The following is a 21,263-nucleotide window of genomic DNA, read 5'->3' as shown; positions in this document are numbered from 1 at the left end:
ACCGAGATGAGCACTTTTATTCTGGCCTTTATTCTTTTGGCGCTTGTCATGGTCGGTATGTCATTGGGTGTCATGCTGATGGGGAAGACCATCAAAGGCAGCTGCGGCGGCCTGAATGCGATCTCGGGCGCCGATAAATGCGTTGTGTGCCAAAAGGATGTCGACCCGGACAGCCCGCTGCGCGATCAGTTGCAGTGCAAACGGGCCAGGAAGATGCTGGAACAGATGGAACATCAGGCCTGAAGCAAGTTTTGCTTCGCTCTGCGAACGGAAGTGGCTAACTAGGTTCCCATGACTTTCGGGGAGGCGCCGCGTTGGCCAAGGCAAAGAATATCCTGTTCATCATGTTCGACCAGCTGCGCTGGGATTATCTGAGCTGTTACGGGCACCCACATCTGCATACTCCGAATATCGATCGTCTGGCCGCGCGCGGTGTCCGCTTTGACCGGGCCTATATCCAATCGCCGATTTGCGGCAGTTCCCGTATGTCGACCTATACCGGGCGCTATGTGCATTCCCATGGGGCTTCATGGAACAACATTCCCCTCAAAGTGGGTGAGATCACGTTGGGCGACCACCTGCGCAAGGCGGGAATGGACTGCTGGCTGGTCGGCAAGACACATATGGCCGCCGATGCCGAGGGGATGGCCCGTCTTGGGTTGGAGCCCGACAGCATCATCGGGGCCCGCGTTGCGGAATGCGGGTTTGACGTGTTCGAACGCGATGACGGGTTGCGCGCAGAGGGTCCGGACGGGTTCTATGACCCGGACGGGGCAAAGAAATACAACCATTACCTAGCAGACAAGGGGTACGAGAGCGACAATCCGTGGCATGATTTTGCCAATTCCGGTCTGGATGCCGATGGCAACGTGCTGTCAGGGTGGTTCCTGAAGAATTCATCCGAACCTGCAAATATCGCGGAAGAGGACAGTGAAACACCATATCTGACCACCCGTGGAATCGAGTTCATGAACAGCCATGACGGACCATGGTGCTGTCACCTCAGCTACATCAAGCCTCACTGGCCTTACATCGTGCCGGAACCTTACGCTTCGATGTACAGGCCTGAACATGTCGTGCCCGTGGTCCGCTCGGAAACTGAGCGAAAGAATGCCCACCCCGTCCTGAAGGCCTTCATGGACACCAAGGTCGGGCAGGCATTTTCACGAAAGGATGTCCGCGAGGCGGTGATCCCAGCTTACATGGGGCTGATCAAACAAGCGGATGACCAGATGGGTCGCCTGTTTGACTGGATGGAGAAAACCGGGCGGATGGACGACACGATGATCGTGCTGACCTCAGATCACGGTGATTTTCTGGGCGACCACTGGATGGGTGAAAAGACCTTTTTCCACGATGCCTCAACCAAAATGCCGCTGATCATTTATGACCCATCACCCGACGCGGACGTCACGCGCGGCACCACCTGCGACGCGCTGGTCGAGTCGATCGATCTGGTGCCAACGTTTCTGGAACTGGCAGGCGGCGAAAAGGCCGGGCATATTCTCGAAGGGCATTCTCTGCTGCCGATCCTGCATGGTCAGTCCGACAAAACGCCCCGACAGGTCGCGATTTGCGAGTATGACTATTCCGCCTCTCCCATTGCGCAGCGGCTGAACGCATCTGTTCGTGACGCGGTGATGTTCATGGTCGCGAATGAAAAGTGGAAGCTCATCCATTGCGAAGGCGGGTACAGGCCGATCCTGTTCGATCTGGAAAACGACCCCGATGAACTGGTGGATCTGGGTGACAGCGCGGACCATTCGGACGTCATCGCGCAAATGTACGATTACCTGTTTGCCTGGGCGCGGCGCCCGTCACAGCGCACCACCCGGTCCGAACAGCAGTTGATCGATATGCGAACCCGAAGCGGGGGCACAGGCATAATGATCGGCATCTACGACGAAAACGACACGCCGCTGGAACTGACGGTCAAGTATCGCAACCGCAAGGCGAAGCCATACACGCGTTACTTCAAAGACTAGTCTCGTCCGGGTTGTCACCGCTAAAACCATGATGGCTTTAGGTCGAAAAATGCAGCGGCTCAATGTCCTCCAGCGATGGGCCGAAGCCGCTAGGCCGTTTAACTAATTCTGCGTAATTTGCCGCAAAGATGGTTCACCCCTTGCCGACCAGACGCTAGAAGAAGACCCAAGAGCAGTAATTGGAGAATTTCAATGCCAACCCCCAAACCCGTTGTTCTGTGCATTCTTGATGGGTGGGGCGTGTCAGACGACACACAGGCGAATGCGCCCTATCTGGCGAACACGCCGACCTTTGACGCGATCATGGCCAAATGCCCGCACGCCACGCTGACAACGCATGGCCCGGACGTAGGTCTGCCCAGTGGGCAGATGGGTAACTCCGAAGTCGGTCATACTAATATAGGTGCGGGCCGTGTTGTGGCCATGGATTTGGGGCAGATCGACCTGGCCATCGAAGACGGTTCGTTCTTTGGAAATGAGGCATTGCAGGCATTCATTTCCAAGGTCAAATCCTCAGGGGGGACGGCTCATCTCATGGGGTTGGTCTCGGATGGTGGTGTTCACGGGCACCTGAACCACATCATCGCTGCAACCAAGGCCATTACGGATGCCGGTGTTCCGGTCGCCCTGCATGCGGTCACGGATGGGCGCGACGTGGCCCCCAAATCTGCGCTGACCTATTTTTCCCAGTTGGAAGAACGGCTGCCCGAGGGGGCACGTGTCGTCACGGTAAGCGGTCGCTATTTCGCCATGGATCGCGACAATCGCTGGGAACGGATCTCAGAAGCTTATGACGCGATGATCAACGGCAAGGGCAGGGCGGCCGACACCGCACATGGCGCCGTGGACCATGCCTACAACCAGTCTGAATCTGACGAATTCATTACGCCGACCGTGTTGCAAGGTTACAAGGGCGTCACCGACGGCGATGGTTTTTTCTGTCTAAATTTCCGCGCAGATCGTGCTCGTGAAATCCTGCGCGCGATTGGTGAACCGGGCTTTGCCGAGTTCGAAACCGGGCCGCGGCCGAAACTGTCGGCGCTGCTGGGCATGGTAGAGTATTCCGACGCTCACAACGCATATATGACCGCGGTTTTTCCGAAACGGGCGATTGTGAACACGCTCGGGGAATGGGTCGCCAAACAGGGGTTGCGTCAGTTCCGGCTAGCTGAAACCGAAAAATACCCCCATGTCACTTTTTTCCTGAACGGGGGCAAGGAGACCCCTGAAAAAGGTGAAGATCGCTATATGCCCAAATCACCCAAGGTTGCGACCTATGATTTGCAACCCGAGATGTCCTCGGCTGAGGTCACAGCCAAGTTTGTCGAGGCGATCGAACAAGGTTACGACCTGATCGTAACCAATTACGCCAACCCAGATATGGTCGGGCATACCGGCGACCTTCAAGCTGCGATCCAGGCATGCGAGGCCGTTGATGCGGGGTTGACTCAGGTCGTTGCTGCCTTGGAAAAAGCAGGTGGAGCAATGATCGTCACCGCCGATCACGGTAACTGTGAAGTGATGGTTGATCCGGAAACCGGCGGTCCGCATACGGCACACACGCTGAACCCGGTGCCCATAGCTTTGGTCGGAGGGCCAGAGGGCGCGCAGGTGCGTCAGGGGCGGTTATCTGATCTGGCGCCGACCCTGCTTGATTTGATGAACCTGCCCAAACCGCCGGAAATGACCGGAGAAAGCCTGCTGTCATGAGGCTGGCCGCCCTAGCGATTGTGCTGCTTTCAGCTTGTCAGGCCTTTGCCCAGACCGACGCTTCTCGGGCAGCACTGGATGCGGCAAGGATGCTGGAACAAGCGTCGATCTCGCTGAGCGAAGCAGACGGCGCAAGGGATCGGGTGCGGGCGCTGACCAAAACGATACAAGCCTATGAGGCCGGGCTGAGCGCGATGCGGACCGGTCTGCGCAAGGCTGCAACACGCGAAGCGCAACTGAGCGCGCAATTGAGCGCGCGTGAAAAGGACGTCAGGCAGTTGCTTGGCATCTTGCAGACCATCGAAACGACCGCGCCGCCAGTGCTGATGCTGCACCCGTCAGGCCCGTTGGGCGCGGCGCGGGCCGGAATGATGCTGTCCGAGGTCACGCCTGGTCTTAATGCAAAAGCGCAAGCGCTGGCACAGGACCTGCAAGAGGTTCAGACCCTGCGTCTGCTGCAACAAAGCGCCTCGGAAACTTTGACCGAAGGGCTGCGCGGTGTGCAGGACGCCCGCACGCGGTTGAGCGAAGCGATTGCCGACCGCACTGATTTGCCGCGTCGGTTTGTCGAAGACCCGGTGCGCACGGCCATTCTGATTTCTTCGACCGAGACTCTGGATGGTTTTGCAAGCGGTCTGTCAGAGATTTCAGAAGGCGAGATCATTGAAACCGACGCAAGCATCCTGGATCAGAAAGGACAGATTCCCTTGCCGGTGCAGGGCATTCTGCTGCACAAGGCCGGTGAACCGGACGCCGCAGGGGTCGCCCGCGCTGGTCTGGTCATCGGCACCCGTTCCCGTGCGCTTGTAACATCCCCCACTGCGGCCACGATCCGTTATCGCGGGCCATTGCTGGATTTGGGAAACCTTGTCATTCTGGAGCCGCAACCGGGCCTGTTGTTCGTGTTTTCGGGCTTGCAAGAGGTCTATGGTCAACCCGGGCAGGTGATCCCCAAAGGCACTCCGGTTGGCCTGATGCCGGGTGAAACGCCGGAAATCGGCGCAATATTGTCAACAAGCGGTGATGGCACTGGAACTGATCGTCCAGAAACGCTCTATATAGAGGTAAGAGAAGACAACACCCCGGTGGACCCGGAAACGTGGTTTCGGACCGACAAGGATGGATAAACGAGTATGAAGAAATTTGTGATGGCCGGTTTGGCCGGAACTGTGGCAGGCATTCTTGCGACTACGCAGATCGCAGGCCCACTGCTGGCGCAAGAGGCTGTGAACAAGGCCAGCGTCTATGAACAGCTTGACCTGTTCGGTGACATTTTCGAACGCATCCGTGCGCAATATGTCGAAGAGGTCGAGCCCGAAGAACTTATCGAGGCGGCAATCGATGGTATGCTGACCTCTCTTGATCCGCATTCCAGTTATCTTTCGCCCGATGATGCCGAACAGATGCGCGTGCAGACCCGGGGCGAGTTCGGTGGACTGGGTATTGAGGTCACGCAGGAAGACGGTTTTGTCAAAGTCGTGTCTCCCATCGACGACACACCCGCTGACGAGGCCGGGATCGAAGCCGGAGATTTCATCACACATGTGGATGGCGAAAGCATTCTGGGCCTGACGCTGGACAAGGCGGTGGATCTGATGCGGGGGCCGGTCGGCTCCGAGATTGTTATTACCGTCGTGCGCGAAGGCGAACCTGATCCCTTCGATGTCACCATTATCCGTGACACGATCAAACTGACCGCCGTTCGCGCCCGCACCGAAGGCACAAGTGTCGTCCTGCGGGTAACGACCTTTAATGATCAGACTTTCCCCAACCTACAGGAAGGGTTGAAGGAACAGATCGAAGAAGCTGGTGGCATCGACAAGGTCAATGGTGTCGTACTGGACCTGCGCAACAACCCGGGCGGTCTGTTGACACAGGCCATCAAAGTTTCGGATGCGTTCCTGAACGAAGGGGAAATCGTCTCGACCCGTGGACGGGACCCGGAAGAGGGTGAGCGTTTCAATGCCACCCCCGGCGATCTGGCGGAAGGCAAACCCATTGTCGTGTTGATCAATGGTGGTTCGGCCTCGGCATCTGAAATCGTCGCGGGCGCGCTACAGGATCATCGCCGGGCCATCGTCGTCGGCACCAAAAGCTTCGGCAAAGGGTCGGTTCAGACGGTGATGCCGCTGCGGGGTGATGGTGCGATGCGCCTGACCACGTCCCGGTATTACACCCCATCGGGGCGGTCGATTCAGGCTCTGGGTGTCAGCCCTGATATTATCGTGGAACAACCCCGTCCGGCGCCAGAACCGGAAGAGGAAGAAACCAACGCCCGTTCGCGCTCCGAGGCCGATCTGCGCGGCAGCCTCAACAATGACAGCCTGAGCGAAGATGAGATCCGCCAGATAGAAGAAGATCGCGCCAAGGCCGAGGCAACCGCAGAGCTGAGGGAAGAGGATTACCAGCTGGCCTATGCCATCGATATCCTGAAGGGACTATCGGCCTTCAACCCCAACGGGCCGTCACAGTAAAACGGTAAGGGCTGCGGGTGTCGCAGCCCTTGGCTCCCGACTTCAGCTTTCGATCCGGTGCAGTTTCTTTTCGTCGAGAAGCAGCGCCAGAACGAGACCGACCGAGACGGACAAGGCCGAAAAGACGAAAGCCATACTCATCCCGCTGTCAAACGCCGCCGACAATGCCCGTTGAACCGTCTCTGCCTCGCTGGATGACAACCGGCTTATTACCGCGTGGGCGGACGGCGTATCAAGTGTTCCGCCATTGATCGTGCGAAGCTCTGCTTCGGTCAATTTGATGCCCGAAGCGGCCACAAACTGGCGAAGCTCAGACAGGCTGACGACGTACATGATGGCCGTGGCACAGGCGACAGAGATTGCGCCGTAAACCAGGTGGGTCATGAAACTCAGGCCGCCAACCAACCCAGCCCGTTCCGGCTTTACGGCGCACATTGCAGCAGTGCCTGACGGCCCAACCGTCAAAGTTGCGCCCAGCCCGATCATCGCCATGCCGGGCAGGATGCGAAAGTACCCCAGATCACCGGGCAGCACGACAATGGTCGCAGCGCCGATCGTTGCGATCAGATATCCCCAAAACAGCAGTCGCTTGGGGCCGAAATCATTGTAAAGCGTACCCGAAACAATTGATCCCACGGCAAGCAACACGGTCAGCGGCGCCAAGCCCAGTGCCGATTCAAACGTCGACCAGCCCAGCACCTTTTGCATGTATTGGGGAAAATACAGCAGCCCCACAAATGCCGCGGACACGTTGAACATGTTCAGGCCAAGGGTGATGCGAAACTCGCGGTTTTGCATCATCTGCGGCAAAAGCAGTGGCTCTGTCACGCGTTTCTCGACTTTGGGGAACAGAATGAAAAGCGCAGCGCTGGTGAAAAACAGCATCAACAACGGGACGGACGTCCACCCCCAGTCCGCGCCCACATCCAAACCGTAAAGCAGCAGCAAAACGGCAAAAGACAACACACTCATCCCGGCGAGGTCAAGGTGTTCATCCGGTTTGTGCTGTGTTTCGCGCTCCATCAGGATCAGCGCGGAGGCCATCGAAATGCAGGAAAAGACCACATTGGCGAGGAAAAAGTAGCGCCACTCTCCCAAGTTCACGGCCAATCCGCTTATCATCGGACCAAACACATTGCCGGTGGTCACACCTGCCAGAATTAGCCCCATCACCAAGGCTCGATGTTCTGGCTTTGATACTTTGGTTGCCCCGAAGGCCAGCGTGCAGGGCCATACACAACCCGCGCCGATGCCTTGCAGCGCACGCGCAATGACAAGAAAATCAAGACTGGGCGAAACAAAGCACATGACTGAGGAAAACAGAAAGATCGACAGGCCAAAAAGCATCATCCTGCGGTGGCCGTACATGTCGCCAAGTCGCCCGCCTGCGACCATGGTCATGGCAAAAAACAAGGCATAGATGTTCAGAACCCATTGGGTGCTGGTGATATCGGCGTCAAAGCTGCTTTCGATCGCAGGCACCAGCATCAGGGCGCCGGTAAAATCAATACCGATACCAAATCCGGTAACCATCAAAGCAATGACTTTGACTATGCTGCTGCGATCCATGATAAGGCGCGATCCGTTCAGAAAACGCCAATGATGCACGAATTTTGAAAGATTGACAGGAAAACCAGCCGGAACGGATCAGGGGTCGTCGCGGCAGATCCGCCGGAAAGCGCGTTTCAGCATATCCAGTTCAGCCCGCAGCAAATCAATTTCGGCCCTTAGGTCATCTGCGGCGGGCTCACCGGCAATCACCGTGAAGCTTCCCAGTTTCTCGGTTGTGGCTGCATCTGCAACGACGAACGTGTGCACGCCTTCGGATAGGGCTGCAACAGGCACCTGTATGCGCAAGTCCCATCCGTCTGCTGCGGGCGACAGGTCAACATTGCTCAGGGTTTCGCCCTGATAGCTTACCTCGGGGTTAGGCGTACTGCTGGCTTGAATGTGGCCTTGCCAGATTCCGTTTTCGAACCGTATGAAGGTTAGCTTGGTCTGCGTCATGACTGATCTTCTCACAAATCGGCGCGATGAAAACGGCAAAACGTAAGATCCCGCACCACCATGCGATTCATCTCGGGCGTTTCAAAAATCAAATCCAGCCAGATTTTTTCGATCCTGCGCTCATTCAGGGGGAGATGCGCCAGATCAAAATCCACGGCCTTTGATACCTCGCCGGGATCAAGGCGTCGCAACACCTGTTCCATATTGGGCCCGTGCTGAATGTTGAGGCGCGCGAAAACGCCCGATGGCTTTTCACACTCGATCAGGGTTTCCAGCCTCACAAGATGCTCGCGCGTCAGGTGAATTGCAGCGTCCTCAGGCAATTCAACCGAAACGGACAGGAAGGACCCCCCAAAGCTGAAAGCCTCGATCACGAGACTGAACGGAGCCAAATCTCTGTCCTCTCTGTTTCGGACTTGCCGCACGGCAATTTCAGAAAACGGGCAATCGTGGAACACGCTGACCTGACTGTCCAGGACGGTCTTTCGCGGTGCCGAAGCCACACCCGGTTGCGTGAGGGGCGCACGCCATAGGTCGGGACGGCAGCTCCAGTCTGTTCCGACGGGTTTGGGAAACTGTGTGGACCCAATCGTCGGCCGGATCAAGCGACTGTCTGCCTGCTGAATTAAATGATCAAGATGCCTGCGCAAACTGCGGGCCTGATCCCGTTGCAAGCGCAAATCTGCCTGGCTGGCATACGGCGCCTGATGCGCGGCCCGACGCCAGCGCCCCAGAGTCTTGCGATGAGTATAGCGATCCAGAATCCTGCCCATGGCCACGTCGTCCGATAATGCCCGGCCTTAGTCAAGGACAACGGCATGAACAAAACCGTAATAACGGAATTGCTATCGAAGCCTTGTGTTTTCCTGTTGGGGTCTGACCACAATTTGGATAGGCGCAACATGCTGAAACTGAACCGGTCTATTCTTGCAATGTACCGGGTCAGTGCTTACCGTTTGGCTCCTGCAAAGTGGGTCATCCCAAGAACAGCCACACAACAGTTTAGCGCATGACAAGGCCAGGTTATGGAGTCCACTTTATTTGCCTTCATTTGGAAATATTCGAAGAAACAGCAACTTGTTCTACTTCTGCTGACGGTCCTGTCGTTCCCGTTTCTTTACGCCTCGCTGGAACTTCCCAAACAGATCATCAACGACGCAATCGGCGCGCCGGGTGACACGGTAACCATCTGGAACTTCACCGTGACGCAGGTTCAGTATCTAATGATACTGTGTGTTGCGTTCCTGGCGACGGTGATCGTGAGCGGTGTCATGAAGATGCGCATCAACACGATGAAGGGCGTCCTTGCCGAGCGCATGCTGCGGCGCCTGCGCTATACGTTGTTTCAACGGTCGATGCGGTTTCCGAAATCCTATTTTGCGACCACCAGCCAGGGTGAGCTAGTATCGATGATCACGTCCGAGGCCGAACCGATGGGTGGCCTGATGGGGGATGCCATCGCGCAGCCGGTTTTCCAGTTCGGCCAGATGATGACGATCGTCACCTTCCTGTTCATGCAAAGCGTTTGGTTCGGACTTGCCAGTATCGCGCTGATCCCGCTTCAGGCCTGGCTGATCCCCAAGCTTCAGCGGCAGATCAACCTTCTAAACAAGGACCGCATTCAGGAAGTCCGACGTCTGAGCTCGGAGATCGGCGAAACTGCGGCAGGTATCAGCGATCTGCGTACCAACGGAGGGTGGCGCTATCGCCTTGCGCAATTCAGCCATCGGCTAGGGAAACTGTTCGAGATCCGTTTCAAGATCTACAACAAAAAATTCTTCATGAAGTTCCTCAACAACCTGATAACTCAGATGACACCCTTCCTGTTTTATTCAGTGGGAGGATATCTGGCGATTACCGGTGAGGTGACCGTAGGTGCGCTGGTTGCCGCATTGGGCGCCTACAAGGATCTGAGCGGCCCATGGAAGGATCTGCTGACCTATTACAACCAGGTGCAGGACATGTCTTTGCGTTGGGAAATCGTCACCGAAAGATTTGCGCCTGACAACATGATACCGGAAGAGCTGTTCGAGGGAGAACCTGAAACCATCCCGCGTCTGACTGGCGACATCGAGCTGCGAAATGTGACGGTTCGCGACAGCGATGGGAAAACCGTTCTCGAAGATCTTGATCTGACCATTCCGCGTGGCGCGCGCGTCGCAATTCAGTCTGGACAGGCGTCGGAACGCAGTGCGTTGGGACAGCTTTTGACTCGTGAGGTGTTGCCGGCTCAGGGTGAGGTGATAATAGCGGGGCATAATCTGCGGGGTCTGCATCAGGCCGTCATCGCGGCCCGGATCGGCTATGCCTATTCGCGCCCTTACCTGTTTGACGGCACATTGGGCGACAACCTCATGATGCCTTTGCGCACGCATCCACGACATCAAGCAGATATGCTCAAGGCCCCGACGCGGTGGCAGATCGAAGCTGTTCGTGCAGGCAATTCACCGGATTCTCTGGACGATGAATGGATTGACCCGGGTCTCGCCGGTCTTGACGATATCGACGACATACGTGACTGGTGGTTCCAGCTGGTGGAAGCGATGGGCATCGACGAGTTCATGTTCCGCCGCACTTTGCGTACGCAGTTCGACCCGGAAATTCACCCGGTCCTGGCACAGGAAGTTGTCAATTTACGAGGGACCATCGCCGAGCGCTTGGCAGAAAAGGGGCTTGATCGATATGTGTACCGTTTCGACCCTGATCGCTTTAACCCGGCAGTTCCGCTGGGCGGAAACTTGTTGTTCGCGGCGCCATCCAAGGACATTTCTCCGGATATACTGGCGGGTGACGAACGGTTCGTTCAGATGCTCAGCGCCCATGATCTGGTTGACGACGTGATCAGCATTTCTCAGGCCGTCATGGACACGCTCAGCAAGACCTTCGGGCGGGACGGGGCGGATCACCCGCTTTTCCTGAGGCTCGGCATGTCCAAGGACATGTATCACAAATTGCTGGATATCGAAGAACGGCGCAAAGCCAAGGGTGATATGGCTGTGAGCGACCAGGAGCGCGCATTGCTATTGACGGTACCGTTCCTGTTGACGGCCGAGCAGATCGGCCCCAACTTCCCGGAAGAATACAAGGAAAAGATTCTTGCCATCCGCAAAAGTCAGGCCAAGCGGCTGCTGGACGCGATGGGCGGCATGTTCATGTCAGTTGCGCCGGACATCTATGTGCCACGTCTGACCGCGATGGAAAATGCGATCTACGGCCGGGTTTCGTTGATGGCCGGTGCACACGCGGACGAAATAGAAGACGTTGTGGCCGAAGCCATGAACGAAGCCGGCCTGCGACGCCGTGCAGCTGCCATCATCTACGATCTGGCAGCAGGCCTGGGCGGGAACAATCTGCCGACCGTCTTTCAGGAGCGTGCCGCATTCTCACGCGCGGGTATCAAACGGCCTGACGTCCTGATTCTGGACAGGGCCCTGGCAAGTCACGATTCCGAAAGCCGGTTGCGCACCCGCCTGAAACTGCGGGAATTGTTGCCGGATTCCATTATGATCTTTATGGAAGATCACTTTGCACATCCCGAAGCGTATGATCTGTTTGTGGAAATCAAGGATGGCCGTATCGATGGTGTGTCACGATCCAAATCCCCGCAAGAAGACAGCACGTCGGACGATCTGAGCCGCAAGCTCGAAATCATTTCGGCGACCGAGTTGTTTTCCGGCGTGGATGGCCGCAACCAGAGGTTGTTGGCGTTCTCAGCGCAATGGTACGAAGCAGCAGCGGGGCAAGTCATTTTCTCGCGTGGTCAGGCGCCCGACGCGGCGTATCTGTGCGTCTCAGGGCAGGCCAGGCTGGACTGGCCCACGGATGATGGAAAAAAACGCCCGATCTCGATCATCGAACCCGGGCGGCTGATCGGTGATCTCTCGATCATAACAGGAGAGCCCAGACAACTGGATCTGGTCGCCACCGAAGATTGCAGGTTCCTGCGTATCGGCGCCGAGGAACTGCGTGCCGTGGTCGAAAGCGACGCTTCGGTTGCTACGCAATTGCTACAGACTGTTGCGGGATATCTGACTACGTTGTCCACAAGAATCAATGCGGCGCAGAACCCCGAGGAGCTGCTCCCGATGATTACGGATCAGGCGATTCAGGAAAGCACGGGTGAAAATGCCTGAAGCATATTCCGCTCATGACCATCTGGTCGAAACCGCACGCGGCAAACCGGAAATCTGGCGCCTGTTGCTGGGGCTCTTGCTGGTTGCCGTGCTGGTCAGCGTTCTGAACATGGTATTTTTTACCGTGGTTGCCGGGATGGGTCCGGAAAACTGGGCGCAGACGCTTCTGTTGGGCGGTTCACCCCTCGCGCTGCTGTTGCTGTTGGCCAGTTTCGGATTCATCATTCTGGGCGTGGCCGTCGCCGCGCGGCAGGTTCAGCAAAGGTCTTTGGTGTCCATCGTGGGCGGGTACCGATTGGCTGCGGGCCAATTCCTTAAAGTGTTGAAAGCACTTCTTATTTTGGGCGTTGTCGGGTTCCTGCTGCCGCCTTATGGCTTTGGCGGATCTCTGTCGCAGAACCTGCCATTGTCAACCTGGCTTCTTCTCTTGCCGGTTTCGGCCTTGGTTGTTCTGGTGCAGACCAGCGCCGAAGAGCTGTTGTTCAGAGGCTATATTCAGCAAACCCTGGCAGCCAGATTCCAATCGCCTGTCATCTGGATGGGGGTACCATCGATCCTGTTTGCAATTGGACATTACACACCGGACATGGCTGGCGACAACGCGTTGCTGATTGCGCTGTGGGCTTGCGTTTTCGGTCTGCTGACATCGGACCTGACGGCACGGGCGGGAACATTGGGGCCAGCTATCGCCTTGCATTTTTTCAACAACATCATTGCGTTGCTGTTCATCTCGTTGCCCGACAACCTGAACGGGCTGGCGCTGTTCACCCTTCCGTTTGATGCATCTGATGCCGAACAGCTTCGTCCCTGGCTTCTGGTGGACCTTGCCGTGATGTTCGTTTGCTGGCTGGCCGCGCGACTTGCGCTCAGGCGTTGATTGCAATTCCTTCCGTGGCGTCCTATTTGACGTCAACACCGCACAAGCCAAGGTTCCGACATGAACTGGATCACAAACTACGTCCGCCCCCGGATCAACTCGATCTTCTCACGCCGCGAAGTGCCTGAAAACCTCTGGCACAAATGCGACGAATGCGGAACGATGCTGTTCCATCGCGAGCTGGCGGAAAACCAGAATGTCTGCACACAGTGCGACCACCACATGGCGATCACACCGCGTGAGCGGTTCAAGCACTTGTTTGACGGCGGCATCTTTACCGAACTTGAAGTGCCCGCGCCAAAAGACGACCCGTTGCAATTCCGCGATCAGAAGAAATACCCCGACCGCATGAAAGCAGCGCAGAAGAAGACCGGCGAAAAGGAAGCCATGATGGTTGCCTTGGGTGAAATTGGCCGCACCCCCATTGTGGCCGCCGCGCAGGACTTTTCGTTCATGGGCGGATCGATGGGCATGTATGTCGGCAACGCGATCATCGCCGCCGCGCAGGAGGCGGTAAAACTCAAACGGCCGCTGATCCTGTTCTCGGCAGCCGGTGGCGCCCGTATGCAGGAAGGTATCCTCAGCCTGATGCAGATGCCGCGCACCACCGTGGCAGTCGAGATGCTGAAGGAAGCCAACCTGCCGTATATCGTGGTACTGACTCATCCGACAACCGGTGGCGTTACTGCGTCTTATGCGATGCTGGGCGATGTCCATATCTCGGAACCCAACGCGCTGATCTGCTTTGCCGGGCCTCGCGTGATCGAACAGACGATCCGCGAAAAACTGCCCGAAGGCTTTCAACGCGCCGAATACCTGCTGGATCACGGGATGCTGGACCGTGTCACCAGACGTACCGAAATGCGCGATGAACTGATTACCATCACGCGGATGCTGATGAATCTGCCGCCGGCGATCATGGGCGATCTGCCGGCACCGGAACCAACCGACGCAACAGAACTCCCCGCCGAAGAGACAGATCAGAAATGACGGCCAGGACGTCCGACGCCATCCTCGACCGGATGATGGCGCTGCACCCCAAGATCATTGATCTGACCTTGGACCGTGTCTGGCGTCTGCTGGCGGCATTGGACAATCCGCAGTTGAAATTGCCGCCGGTCATTCATATTGCCGGGACCAACGGCAAAGGCTCGACTCAGGCGATGATCAGAGCGGGTCTGGAAAGGGCAGGACGCTCGGTACACGCCTATACCTCGCCGCATCTGGCCCGTTTTCATGAACGTATTCGATTGGCCGGAGAGCTGATCTCGGAGCCAGAACTGACGGCGGTTCTGGATGAATGCTACGCTGCGAATGGCGGCGAAAACATCACTTATTTCGAGATCACAACATGCGCCGCCCTGTTGGCCTTTTCCCGCGCCAAGGCAGATTTCACATTGCTCGAGGTCGGGCTGGGTGGGCGCCTGGACGCCACAAACGTGATCGAAAACCCGGCCGTCACGGTTATTACCCCCGTATCCATCGACCATGAACAGTTCCTGGGTGATACTTTGGGCAAGATCGCGGCGGAAAAAGCGGGCATCATCAAGCCCGGCGTTCCGTGCATTGTCGGCCCGCAACAGGACGAAGCGCTTGAGGTCATCGAATACACGGCCGCCCGATTGGGTGCGCCTTTGTTGGTTCATGGTCAGCACTGGCACGTGCAGGAAGAAAACGGGCGTCTGATCTATCAGGACGAAACCGGTTTGCGGGATGTGCCTCTGCCCAACCTTCTGGGCGCACATCAGATTCAGAATGCGGGCGCAGCGTTGGCGGTTCTGCGCCATCTGAACATGGGCGACGACGCATACGAAGCTGCCGTGACCAAGGCCGAATGGCCGGCGCGAATGCAGCGTCTGAAATCCGGCCCGCTTGTCGATCAGGCGCCGCATGCCGAGATTTGGCTGGATGGTGGTCACAACGCCGCCGCCGGAATCGCGTTGGCGGATGTACTGACGAACCTGCCGCAAAAACCCACGCACATGATCTGCGGCATGCTCAACACCAAGGATGTGACAGGGTATCTTGCACCTCTGGCAGAGAAAGCGACAAGTCTGACAGCCGTGTCCATTCCGGGTGAGACCGCAACGCTCAGCGCGGAAGAAACCGCTGCGGCTGCGGCCAGGGTCAACCTTCCCGCATCCACCGCCGACAGCGTGGCGGACGCATTGAAAGTGATTGCGGACAATGACCCGCAGGCGCGGGTTCTGATCTGCGGCTCGCTCTATCTGGCTGGGAAAATTCTGCAAGAAAACGCGTAGGCGCGTTCCAACCTCATGATCTGGCTGACACTGTCTTGGATGGGGTGCGGGCGATACGGGCGGATCAGTGTCCCTGTCGCCCCCAATCCTGATCCTGCATTTCCCGCAGGCGTGATGCCGTGCGTTCAAATTCGAAGGTTCCTTCGCCTTCGACATACAGCATCTCGGGTTCCGCTGCAGCCGAGCAGATCAAACGCACCCTGGCTTCGTAAAGCGCATCAATCAGGGTGACAAAACGCTTGGCCTCGTTGAAATTGTTGCGCGACAGGCGTGGGATGTCCTCAAGCACCAGCACCTTTACCTCTTCGGCGATCGCCAGATAATCACCCGGCCCAAGCATGCGACCACACAGATCATAGAATGAAGCCCGCGCCACCCCGTTGCGAAAGGCGGGCAATTCAACGGCCCGGCCTTTGACGTGCAGCACAAGCGGATCAGCGGGTCCACCGGCAAGATCTGTCCAGACCTCTCTGATCTTCTGCCGGGCTTCTGGGCCAATCGGAGTGAAATAGACCGGGGCACCCTCCAACCGGTTCTGCCGATAGTCCGTCGGCGACACCAATTCCCACACCTGCAACTGCTCTTTGATATGCGCGATGAACGGCAGGAACAGCTGCCGGTTCAGCCCATCCTTGTACAGATCGTCGGGATGCCTGTTCGACGTGGTAACCACGACCACGCCGCCTTCGTGCAACAAGTCAAACAGCCGCCCGACAATCATTGCGTCCGTAATGTCGGTGATCTGCATTTCGTCAAACGCGAGCAAGCGAACTGAATTGACCACCTCTTTCGCCACCGGTGCCAGGGCATCCTCGACATTCTGTTGCCGGGCCTTGTGCATTCCAGCGTGAATTTCCTGCATGAAAGCGTGAAAATGCACGCGTCGTGCCGGGATATTGCCCAGCGTATCGACGAACATGTCCATCAGCATGGATTTCCCACGCCCGACACCGCCCCACAGGTACAACCCTTTGGGTGGCGGAGGCGCCTTGCGGAAGAGCCCGCGTTTGACCGGCTTGGACAGCGCCGCCCGGATGCGTTCGAATTGGGGCAGAACGGCCTCTTGCGCGTCGTCGCGTGTCAGGGTTCCGTCCGCAATGCGGGCCTCGTAAAGCGAAATAAGATCCGTCATGAATCCGAGCCTTACCCGTCGCCTCGGCCGTTGAAAAGAAGCCATTTTTGGCGACACATCAATTTTGTTTATCCGTGACCGCAAATCTGCTGAATTGACGGTTACACAAAAAGTAATACGGTCCTTCGGACGTTACGCCTGAGGTTCCATGCCCCGATCCGCCCGCTTGTTGAATCCGATTCTGATTGTCGGATGTATCATCATCACGGTCAGCTTCGCCGTTCGTGCGTCGTTCGGCGTATTCCAGATTCCGATAGCCGATGAGTTCGGCTGGCTGCGGACCGATTTCTCGATGGCGATTGCAATTCAAAACCTGGCCTGGGGCATCGGGCAGCCGATCTTTGCGGCGATTGCCGAAAAGGTGGGCGACCGCCGAGCCATCATCCTCGGCGCTCTCACTTACGCGGCTGGCATGGTGCTGACGGCGTGGTCCGTTACACCGTTCGAGCATCAGATATACGCGTGGCTGGTTGGTTTCGGCATCGCCGGGACCGGGTTTGGTGTGGTTCTGGCGGTTGTCGGACGCGCGTCCACCGATGAAAACCGGTCCATGTCGCTGGCCATCGTTACTGCTGCGGGCAGCTTTGGGCAGGTTCTGGGGGCGCCGACCGCTGAATGGCTGCTGACTTTCCTGCCTTGGCAGCAGGTTTTTGTCGTGTTTGCCGCGGCAATTCTTGCCCTTGTGCTGACCTTGCCCTTCATGCGTGCACCACAGCCCGTTTCGAAGGCAGAGATGCAAGAAAGCATGAGCGAGATTCTGGGAAAGGCGTTCCGCGACCCTTCCTATGCGCTGATATTTCTGGGTTTTTTCAGCTGCGGATACCAGCTGGGCTTCATCACCGCGCATTTCCCGGCTTTCGTGGCCGAGATGTGTGGACCAATCCAGCCCGGAGGCGTACTGCATTCCATCGGGATCACCTCTACATCCGCACTTGGTGCGGTGTCGATTTCATTGATCGGTCTGGCCAATATCGGCGGCACGCTACTGGCGGGTTGGGCCGGCAACCACTTTCCGAAAAAATACCTTCTGGCAGCGGTTTATACGGGCCGGACGATTGCAGCGGCTTTGTTCATCGTGTTCCCGATCACACCCCTTACGGTCATCGTGTTCTCGCTGGTGATGGGATCGCTTTGGCTGGCCACCGTGCCGCTGACCTCGGGGCTCGTCGCGCATCTATACGGTCTGCGTTATATGGGAACGCTCTATGGATTTATCTTCTTGAGCCACCAGATCGGCAGCTTCCTGGGCGTCTGGCTTGGCGGACGCATGTATGACCAGTATGGCGACTACAACATGGTTTGGTGGATCGGGGTCGCGATCGGTGCCTTCAGCGCCATAGTCCACCTGCCGATCCGCGAGAACCGGTCAGCAGTTCCTGCCTGAGGCACATCGACACGCCACAGGCAGGGAACCAATCGGGCAAAGGCGTTACCGAAGTTCGGCCTCGGTATTGCCGCCATCCACCGTCACGACATGACCGGTGGTGCGTTCCATCAGCGCCAGCGCAACAAAGGCGTTCGCGACATGCTTCGCCTCGACTTCGCGGCCCAGCAGGTTGCCTGACATATAGGTCTCCTCGGAAACGCCACGTGCGGCAGCGCGTTCCTGAATGAACCCATCCGTCAGCAGGCCAGACCGAATTCGATCTGCATTCACCCCGTTCACACGGATTCCGTATTCGGCCAATTCAAGCGTCAACTGGCGCAACAGGAACAGTGTGGCGGCTTTTGGCGTACCATAGGCCCCCATGTTCCGGCCCGGGTTGATCGCCTGTTTGGAGATATTGAACAGGATCTGACCGCCGCGGCCCTGAGCTTGCATCACTCGGGCAGCCTGTGTCGCAAATGCCTTATGCGCGAAGAAATTCAGTTCAAAAGCCGCGCGGAATTCGTCGTCACCAAGATCCAGCAAAGCGCCCGAAGTCGCCGACCCGGCATTCGATACCATTACATCGATCCCACCAAACCGGTGTATCGCCGCCGCAATCGCGGCATCTACGGCGCCTCTCTCGGTTACGTCGCAGGCATATGTCGAATGCCATGTGCCAAGGGTCGATTTGGCCTTGGCCAACGCCCGTTCATCCCGGTCCACCAGAACGACATTTGCACCGGCATCAGCAAAGGCCTTGGCGGTTGCCAGACCTATCGCCCCTGCACCACCGGTCACCATCACAATCTTGCCCTGAAGCGGAGGTGGTGAGCTTTTGCCCAGCTTCGCCTGTTCCAAGGACCAGTATTCACAATCAAAGCGATCTTTTTCATTGATGGGAAAAAAACCGCCCGCGTCTTCGCCCACTGATCGCACCCGCAGGTTTTGTTCCGCAAGATCTGCCGCGGCCGAGGCAGCCTTTGCGTTCGGGCCCATTCCCAGGATCCCCACGCCCTCGATCCACGCATGCTTGGGGTCTTGAGGCAGCAGTTTCTTGCGTTCGTCGGCCTGCGGCGCCTGCCGTTCAAAATACGCCCGATAGTCTTTGGCAAACTCTTCGACCTTTGCCTTGATCCGAGACCGCCCCCCAGACAAATCCGACGCGCGCAATACAAGCGGGCAGCCTTTTGTCCGTAATACGTGATCCGGCGACGCCATGCCCCGCTGGGCCAATGAATCAATATCCGGACGATCGAAAAACTGCATGACATCCGGCCCGTTGCGGAGGTCAAAAACCGGCATCGGGTCATCCCGTTGGGCCGCCACTTCGGCGATGACCCCGCGCAGGATCGGCAATACCTCAAGGTTCTCAGCCGGATCGCGACGGCCAATTGTCGTCAGGTCCTTCATCCCGAAATAGGCAGCAACCTCGTTGGTATGCGCCACGATCCGGTCATAGCTTTCCTGCGCCGTCGCGCCGAAGGTGAAATGCCCGTGCTGAAGCAGCAGAAGCCCTTCGACATTCGGGTTTTCGTCAAATACCTCGGCCGCCTTTTTGGCCAGCCCGAAGCCAGGCATGATGTAGGGCACAATGCCCAGTCGGTCGCCAAAAATCTCGCGGCAGACGTCCTCGGCATTTGGCAGATTGGCGAGCACCAGAAAGGGTGTCGCATGCGTATGATCCACATATTTGTGCGGTAAAAATGCATGCAACAGAGTTTCTACAGAGGGGTTCGGAGAACTCGAATCCAACAGATTGGCGCGCTGAACATTGACCATCTGTGCATCTGACAGATGGTCCAATGCGCGCAGTTTCATCAAAGGATCTAGCCACACGCCCGGCAAGCCCGGTGCCTCGATGCTGTCCAGATCCCACCCAGATCCCTTGACATGCAGAACGCGCTGTGGATCGCCAAACAGATCAGGGCGTTCCAGTTTGACCGACGTGTTGCCTCCCCCGTGCATCAGGAGGTCCGGGTTCTGACCGATCAGCCGCGAGGTATAGACACGTTCGCCCAGTTCCTGATCTGCGGGGTCTGTTCCGGCCCGGTCACGCCATTTCCGTGCCTCGTCGGCCCTGTACCAGTTTTCAATCATCATTCATTCTCAGCAAGTTAAGCGGGTGCATGATCCGCGTGGGCGATTGCACAATTCAAGACTGTGCTAAACAAAGTGTTAACCAGCCCGTTCGGGAAACAACCGGGCAAGCCCGTCAGCAGACGCCTCGCTGACGCCGCGCTCGGTGATAAGCCCTGTCACCAGCCGGTTTGGGGTGACATCAAAGGCAGGATTGCCACCTTCCGTGCCGTCTGGCGTCACGCGTACATCCGAGATGTTCCCCTGCCCATCAACCCCCATGACATGGGAGACTTCCCTGGAATCACGTTCTTCGATCGGGATTTCGGCCACACCGTCGCGAACGGTCCAGTCAATCGTAGGAGAGGGAAGGGCGACATAAAATGGCACACCGTTGTCCCGCGCAGCCAAAGCCTTCAGATAGGTCCCGATCTTGTTGCAAACATCACCTTGGGCCGTGGTTCGGTCCGTGCCCGTAATCACCAAATCAACCACGCCGTGCTGCATCAAATGACCGCCGGCATTATCCACGATGTAGCGGTGGGGAATGCCATGTTCGCCCAATTCCCAGGATGTCAGTGCGCCCTGGTTGCGCGGTCTGGTTTCATCCACCCAGACGTGCAAGGGGATGCCCGCGTCATGTGCGTGATACATCGGGCTTGTGGCCGTGCCCCAATCCACAGTCGCCAGCCATCCCGCATTGCAATGCGTCAGCAACCGAACCGGCTCACCGGCGGGTTTTCGGGCCGCGATATCCTTGATCAGTTCCAACCCGTGCCGGCCGATTGCGGCGTTGATCTCGACATCTTCGTCTGCAATCTCCTGCGCCAGCGACCAGGCGCGCTCGGCGCGGTCACCCGGAGCAAGCGGCATCAGCGCTTCTCGGCATCTGTCCAATGCCCAGCGCAGGTTGATTGCCGTGGGTCGGGTTGCATGTAAAACGTCATACGCGGCGTCAAACGAGGCTTCTGAGCTGTCCCGAGACATCTGCTCGGCAATTCCAAACGCAGCGGTCGCGCCTATCAAAGGTGCGCCCCTGACCCACATATCCCGTATCGCAGCTGCAAATTCATCAAGCGTTTTCAGGGTTACGACCCGAAAATCATGCGGCAACCACCTTTGGTCGATGATCCGAACCACGCCTGCCGGTTTGTCCCACCAAATAGACCGATAATGGGTGCCTTGTACTTTCATAACGCAGTCTCCGTATTCGAAAAGCCTGATCGGAATTCAAGCACA

Annotated in this window: 16 protein-coding genes; 10 read left to right on the top strand and 6 right to left on the bottom strand. The window is 57.4% G+C overall.

What is annotated here, in order from left to right:
• The first annotated feature begins 6 nt into the window (after positions 1-6).
• The 5 genes from nqrM (at position 7) to ACR3E6_RS16785 (ending at position 6,169) form a co-directional block, all read left to right on the top strand.
• Entirely contained in the window at positions 7-243 is a 237-nt protein-coding gene (gene nqrM, locus ACR3E6_RS16805; RefSeq protein WP_152460192.1) for a (Na+)-NQR maturation NqrM, read from the top strand.
• A gap of 71 nt (positions 244-314) precedes the next feature.
• A complete protein-coding gene (locus tag ACR3E6_RS16800; RefSeq protein ID WP_480488265.1) occupies positions 315-1,985 on the top strand; it encodes a sulfatase-like hydrolase/transferase in 1,671 nt (556 codons plus the stop codon).
• A 192-nt stretch (positions 1,986-2,177) separates the two neighbouring features.
• On the top strand, positions 2,178-3,695 hold the full coding sequence (gpmI, locus tag ACR3E6_RS16795; RefSeq protein WP_480488263.1) for a 2,3-bisphosphoglycerate-independent phosphoglycerate mutase: 1,518 nt from the start codon (positions 2,178-2,180) through the stop codon (positions 3,693-3,695).
• Positions 3,692-4,822, top strand: coding sequence for a murein hydrolase activator EnvC family protein (locus tag ACR3E6_RS16790; protein ID WP_171636221.1), 1,131 nt, complete (start codon positions 3,692-3,694; stop codon positions 4,820-4,822). The genes gpmI and ACR3E6_RS16790 overlap by 4 nt, the downstream gene beginning before the upstream one ends.
• A gap of 6 nt (positions 4,823-4,828) precedes the next feature.
• Entirely contained in the window at positions 4,829-6,169 is a 1,341-nt protein-coding gene (locus tag ACR3E6_RS16785; RefSeq protein ID WP_171119151.1) for a S41 family peptidase, read from the top strand.
• Between the two features lie 42 nt (positions 6,170-6,211).
• Here ACR3E6_RS16785 and ACR3E6_RS16780 read toward each other — a convergent pair whose 3' ends face one another.
• The 3 genes from ACR3E6_RS16780 to ACR3E6_RS16770 all read right to left on the bottom strand — a co-directional run bounded on the left by ACR3E6_RS16780 (position 6,212) and on the right by ACR3E6_RS16770 (position 8,949).
• Complete coding sequence (locus ACR3E6_RS16780) at positions 6,212-7,738, bottom strand: MFS transporter (protein ID WP_480488261.1); 1,527 nt, start codon at positions 7,736-7,738, stop codon at positions 6,212-6,214.
• Positions 7,739-7,816: 78 nt separating this feature from the next.
• Positions 7,817-8,176 (bottom strand): hypothetical protein, encoded by a 360-nt coding sequence (locus ACR3E6_RS16775; protein ID WP_171636217.1) that lies wholly within the window; start codon positions 8,174-8,176, stop codon positions 7,817-7,819.
• 11 nt (positions 8,177-8,187) lie between these two features.
• A complete protein-coding gene (locus ACR3E6_RS16770) occupies positions 8,188-8,949 on the bottom strand; it encodes a DUF6478 family protein (protein ID WP_480488259.1) in 762 nt (253 codons plus the stop codon).
• Between the two features lie 252 nt (positions 8,950-9,201).
• Between ACR3E6_RS16770 and ACR3E6_RS16765 the strand changes: the two genes are divergently transcribed.
• Genes ACR3E6_RS16765 through ACR3E6_RS16750 form a run of 4 tightly spaced genes read left to right on the top strand, consistent with a single transcriptional unit; the run spans position 9,202 to position 15,447 of the window.
• Positions 9,202-12,309, top strand: a complete 3,108-nt coding sequence (locus tag ACR3E6_RS16765; RefSeq protein ID WP_480488257.1) for an ABC transporter transmembrane domain-containing protein — start codon at positions 9,202-9,204, stop codon at positions 12,307-12,309.
• A complete protein-coding gene (locus tag ACR3E6_RS16760; RefSeq protein WP_480489143.1) occupies positions 12,302-13,186 on the top strand; it encodes a CPBP family intramembrane glutamic endopeptidase in 885 nt (294 codons plus the stop codon). Before ACR3E6_RS16765 ends, ACR3E6_RS16760 begins: the two co-directional genes overlap by 8 nt.
• Positions 13,187-13,246: 60 nt before the next feature.
• A complete protein-coding gene (accD, locus tag ACR3E6_RS16755) occupies positions 13,247-14,176 on the top strand; it encodes an acetyl-CoA carboxylase, carboxyltransferase subunit beta (protein WP_480488255.1) in 930 nt (309 codons plus the stop codon).
• Positions 14,173-15,447, top strand: coding sequence for a bifunctional folylpolyglutamate synthase/dihydrofolate synthase (locus ACR3E6_RS16750; RefSeq protein WP_171636209.1), 1,275 nt, complete (start codon positions 14,173-14,175; stop codon positions 15,445-15,447). The genes accD and ACR3E6_RS16750 overlap by 4 nt, the downstream gene beginning before the upstream one ends.
• Before the next feature lie 64 nt (positions 15,448-15,511).
• On the opposite strand, the gene zapE is transcribed toward ACR3E6_RS16750, so the two are convergent.
• Complete coding sequence (gene zapE / locus ACR3E6_RS16745) at positions 15,512-16,579, bottom strand: cell division protein ZapE (protein ID WP_171636208.1); 1,068 nt, start codon at positions 16,577-16,579, stop codon at positions 15,512-15,514.
• A 148-nt stretch (positions 16,580-16,727) separates the two neighbouring features.
• Between zapE and ACR3E6_RS16740 the strand changes: the two genes are divergently transcribed.
• Entirely contained in the window at positions 16,728-17,963 is a 1,236-nt protein-coding gene (locus ACR3E6_RS16740; RefSeq protein WP_171723820.1) for an MFS transporter, read from the top strand.
• Positions 17,964-18,008: 45 nt separating this feature from the next.
• Here the strand turns inward: ACR3E6_RS16740 and ACR3E6_RS16735 are convergent, their stop codons facing one another.
• Both ACR3E6_RS16735 and mtnA read right to left on the bottom strand, forming a co-directional pair.
• Positions 18,009-20,048, bottom strand: a complete 2,040-nt coding sequence (locus ACR3E6_RS16735; protein ID WP_480488253.1) for a bifunctional aldolase/short-chain dehydrogenase — start codon at positions 20,046-20,048, stop codon at positions 18,009-18,011.
• 75 nt (positions 20,049-20,123) lie between these two features.
• Positions 20,124-21,218: an S-methyl-5-thioribose-1-phosphate isomerase gene (mtnA, locus tag ACR3E6_RS16730; protein ID WP_480488251.1), complete on the bottom strand. Its 1,095-nt coding sequence runs from the start codon at positions 21,216-21,218 to the stop codon at positions 20,124-20,126.
• Between the last annotated feature and the right edge of the window lie 45 nt (positions 21,219-21,263).

This window comes from Ruegeria sp. AL3 (genome assembly GCF_056536065.1).
The sequence above is the reverse complement of the archived record's forward strand: the minus strand, read 5'-3'. Positions and strand labels throughout refer to the sequence as shown.